Raw genomic sequence first — 4,453 nt, forward strand, 5'->3', positions numbered from 1 at the left:
TACTGTTAAACAAAAACGACAAGGATTATCCAGATGTAGCAATCGTAGTTACGGAAGTCGAAAATTTGAAACGAAATTTATTACTTTTTACCCAAATAAAAGATTTAGAAATTCCGACAATTCTTGTCATAAATATGTCCGATAGGATGTCATATAAAGGGATTTCGTTAGATATTCCGTATTTAGAGAATCAACTGAAAACTAAAATTGCACTCGTAAGTTCACGCAAAGGTCAAGGTATTGATGATTTGAAAAATCTAATTATTAATTACAAAAATATTACAACTGAACCGTGTTTGAATGCTTCAAATATTGATGTTACTTATTTTGATAATTTGCGTCGCACTTTCCCCAACCAATCGTTATACAAATTGTGGTTGGTTATTACGCAAGATGTGAATTTTGCAAATCTAAATAGAAATGAATTACCCAATCCTTCTTTTGCGAAATCGAAAGAAGAGCTAAAAAGATTGCAACAAAAAGAAACAATCAAACGCTATCAGTTTATTAATGATGTTTTGAAAGTTGGACAAAAGATAGACTTGGCTTCCGCCAAAGATTTACGAAGTAAACTCGACAGAATACTAATGCACAAAGTCTTTGGTTATGTGATTTTCTTCCTGATTCTGATGCTCATTTTTCAATCCATCTTCGATTGGTCGAGTTTGCCAATGGATTTTATAGACAGCTCATTCGTATCTTTAAGTTCATGGACAGAATCTAAATTACCAGCAGGAGTTTTAACTAATCTGATTGTACAAGGAATTATTCCAGGTTTGGGCGGAATAGCTATTTTTATTCCACAAATAGCTTTTTTATTTTTATTTATTTCTATTCTTGAAGAAAGTGGTTATATGAGCCGCGTGGTTTTCTTGATGGATAAATCGATGCGAAAATTTGGTTTGTCTGGAAAAAGTGTAGTGCCACTAATCTCAGGAACTGCTTGTGCCATTCCAGCTATTATGGCAACCCGAAATATCGAAAGCTGGAAAGAACGACTAATTACCATTTTGGTAACACCTTTTACCACTTGTTCAGCTAGATTACCTGTTTATTCTATAATTATATCATTAATTATTCCAAACACAAGGCTTTTTGGAGTATTCAATTTGCAAGGACTTACACTAATGCTATTGTATTTATTGGGTTTTGGAATGGCATTTTTTTCTGCTTGGTTATTGAATAAGATTTTAAAAATTCAATCGAAATCCTATTTCGTGGTCGAAATGCCCAATTATAAGCTACCCATGTTTAAAAACGTAGCTATAAATGTTATTGAAAAAACAAAATCTTTCGTTTTTGGGGCGGGAAAAATGATTTTAGCACTTTCGGTAATACTTTGGTTTTTGGCTTCTTACGGGCCTGGTGAAAGTTTTAAAAATGCGAGAGAAATAGTTTCGAAACAAAATCCTTCGGCAGAAAATTTAGAAAACGATATCGCTTCGTACAAATTAGAACATTCTTATATTGGAATTATAGGAAAAGCTATAGAACCAGCCATTGTACCTTTAGGGTACGATTGGAAAATAGGTATTGCTATTGTAACTTCATTTGCCGCAAGAGAAGTTTTTGTAGGAACGCTGGCAACAATTTATAGCATCGAAGAAACCGGAGATCAAGAAGCTACTATTAAAAACAAACTCTCTACCGAAGTAAATCCTATAACAGGAAATAAACTATTTAACCTGGCTTCAGGTGTTTCGTTGCTGCTTTTTTATGCTTTCGCAATGCAATGCATGAGTACACTTGCTGTAACTAAAAAAGAAACAAATTCTTGGAAGTGGCCAGCAATACAATTGGTGTTTATGAGCGGATTTGCATATACTGTGGCTTTAATTGCTTATCAAATTTTGAAGTAATGATACAAGAAATAATCGCATTTTCTTTATTAGTTGTTGCAGTGTATTTTCTGTATAAGAAATTTTTTGTCAAAAAGAAAAGCGATAAGAATTGTGGTGGCGATTGTGGTTGTAAGTGATTTTACTCAAAATCAAACAAATCTTTAACTGAAATATTTAACGCTTTAGACAAGGCTTTTACTGTAGAAATAGTTGTATTTATTTCTCCTCTTTCAATTCTACCTACTTGAGATATAGGAATATCTGAATCGTAAGCTAATGTTTCTTGAGACATTTTTCTAGACATTCTTATCTTTTGAAGATTTTCTCCAAAAAGTTTAATATAACCAATATCTTTTACATTATTCACAATGTAAAAATGAACTTTGTAAAAAATTATAATAAACGCATATATGCGCTAATTTTTTTTATATGTTTGCAGAAAATATCGCAGAATTAAATTTTAACAAAATTTAAGGAGAAACCTCAAAATTATTACAACAAAATCGCATATTCGCGTCTCAATTAAATAATTATTTTGCACTTTCTCCCAACCTTTTATATGATTTTATCCTCTTATATTTACAAACCTTTAACAAAACAAACTAAATGAAACAAAAATTAAAAAAACTTAATAGCTTATTACTCTTTGGCATTGTTTTTATACTTTATTCGTGTGAAAAAGATTTAATTGATAAAGACATTCCAATTAATCATAAAATTAGTTTGAAAGAAAAGAAAATAGATGAGATGATGAAGGATGAAAAATTTGTAAAATCTATTAAAAGTCTTAAAAACAAAAATGTAAATATGAATAGTAGAACAATAATGGAAGATTTTTATGGATTTACCATTGACTCTACTGCAAATGTTAAAGAAATTGTATCTGATGGTAATATTACTTATACTATAAAAGTGGTTAAGGACACCTTACAAATAAACACTTTAAATAATCTAATTGTTAAAGTAGATACTTTAAACAATACTAAAGCCTGTATTGTTACTTATAATTTACTAGAAAATGCTGTCCCATCAACCCATGAATCGTTTAATATTAATTATTCGTCAGTAGAAATAAAAGGAATCAACTATAATTACAATAGCAGTAATACAACAGGGAAATTAAGTGCCGATTGTATTGAGGTAGCAGTTCTAATGTGTAATAACAATGGTTCAGGAGGTATTGGAGCAAGTCATGCTGCAGGTACTGTTTGTTGTTCTCAAGGAACACATCTTTATACAAGCTTCATTTCTAGTTGTACTGGAGGAGGAGGAACAGAATTAACCTCTTCTCCAACAGATACTCCACATGGCGGTGGCGGTGGTAGCGAGCAAGATTCTTTTCCAGACACGCCTTGTGGTAAATTGCAAAAAGGAACAAGCAGTGTCTCATATATGAATAAATTTAATGCGTTAAATACCCAGCAAAGTTTTAACTTGCCGTATGAAACTGGTTTTGTAGAAAAGAAAGTGAGTGGGGTTACTCAATATGTTAGCCAAGCTGCAAGTGGTGCAGATAAATTAACTTTTCCTAGTAATGCTATATCTTACACGCATGTTCACAACAATCAACCAATAACAGATTCTGAAGGACAATCTTATGATGGTGGTGTCAAAATGCTAAGTCCAGTCGATTTACTACAATTAATAACTAAATGCTCAACCGCAGCAACTGCCGCTGGATTGACTCCTTTAGATGTACAAGGGGTTATGATTTCGGACGAAGGGATATTTGCGCTAACTATTATAGACTCCAATATTAGTATTGCGGAAATAAATACAGGTTGGAAGGAATTTGTATCAGAGTACAATAGAAAATCAGGAGATATTATAAATGACTTAAGCTTATCTTCATCAGATAGAAGTGAAAAATTACAAGAAATGATGCTAAACCAGTTAGAAATTCTTGGATTAAAAGACAAAGTAGCTTTGTTTCAAGGAGAGGTAGAAATGGACCCCCAAACTGGTAAAAAAATTAATTGGACTCGAAAAACCTTAAACGTAAATAAAAGATTAGAGGAAAACCCATGTTAATAAAAATAATTATGAAAAAAACAGCAATAATTTTAATCCTATTAGTGACACAATTAGCTTCATGCCAAATCATGCCGTTATCAACCTTAAATGCTCCAAATGGAGCTTATTTAAAAGATTTAGACAATACTTTCTTGCCGTATTTAGGTACGTGGGAAGGAGTTTTGAATAACAAAAAGTATACTTTTGAGTTTGTCAAATTTACTCAACGATTAGTTATGAGATCAAATAGTTATTCTTATTATAGAGATGACTTGATGGGAAAGTTTAAAGTTACTGATTTAATTACAGGAAGTGTCATATACGATAATTTAGCAATAACAAATTATGATCAGTATAGAATTGATGGGACTAATCCAAGTACATCAAGAGGAATTTGCGCTTTTTATTTTACAGACACTGATGCCAATTGCAAAAATGGAATGGAATTTAAATTGCAAAATGTTACAGGACAACCAAATCAATTAAAATATTGTTATTTTCTATATACAGATAGTTGGACAGGTTCAGATTGTCCTTACTATCCAAACAGACTAGCGATTCCTGTATTTTTGCCAAAAGAAGAACTTATTTTAACAAAA

5 protein-coding genes are annotated in these 4,453 nt (G+C 31.6%); 4 read left to right on the forward strand and 1 reads right to left on the reverse strand.

Going from position 1 to position 4,453, the window contains the following annotated elements; genetic code table 11:
• Positions 1–1,859 (forward strand): ferrous iron transport protein B (feoB, locus tag ACHZC3_RS05065; RefSeq protein ID WP_394758794.1); only part of this gene is annotated, 1,859 nt, incomplete at its 5' end.
• Positions 1,859–1,978, forward strand: a complete 120-nt coding sequence (locus ACHZC3_RS05070; protein WP_394758795.1) for a FeoB-associated Cys-rich membrane protein — start codon at positions 1,859–1,861, stop codon at positions 1,976–1,978. The genes feoB and ACHZC3_RS05070, both read left to right, overlap by 1 nt.
• 2 nt (positions 1,979–1,980) lie before the next feature.
• On the opposite strand, the gene ACHZC3_RS05075 is transcribed toward ACHZC3_RS05070, so the two are convergent.
• Positions 1,981–2,208 carry a helix-turn-helix domain-containing protein gene (locus tag ACHZC3_RS05075; RefSeq protein WP_394758796.1) on the reverse strand — a complete coding sequence of 76 codons (228 nt, stop codon included), beginning with the start codon at positions 2,206–2,208 and terminating at the stop codon, positions 1,981–1,983.
• A gap of 239 nt (positions 2,209–2,447) precedes the next feature.
• Between ACHZC3_RS05075 and ACHZC3_RS05080 the strand changes: the two genes are divergently transcribed.
• Both ACHZC3_RS05080 and ACHZC3_RS05085 read left to right on the forward strand, forming a co-directional pair.
• Entirely contained in the window at positions 2,448–3,872 is a 1,425-nt protein-coding gene (locus tag ACHZC3_RS05080; RefSeq protein WP_394758797.1) for a hypothetical protein, read from the forward strand.
• 11 nt (positions 3,873–3,883) lie between these two features.
• Positions 3,884–4,453, forward strand: a 570-nt coding sequence (locus ACHZC3_RS05085) for a DUF6705 family protein (protein WP_394758798.1), incomplete at its 3' end; no start/stop codon positions are given.

The organism is Flavobacterium sp. (assembly GCF_043720215.1).
In the GTDB taxonomy this organism is placed as follows: Bacteria; Bacteroidota; Bacteroidia; order Flavobacteriales; family Flavobacteriaceae; genus Flavobacterium.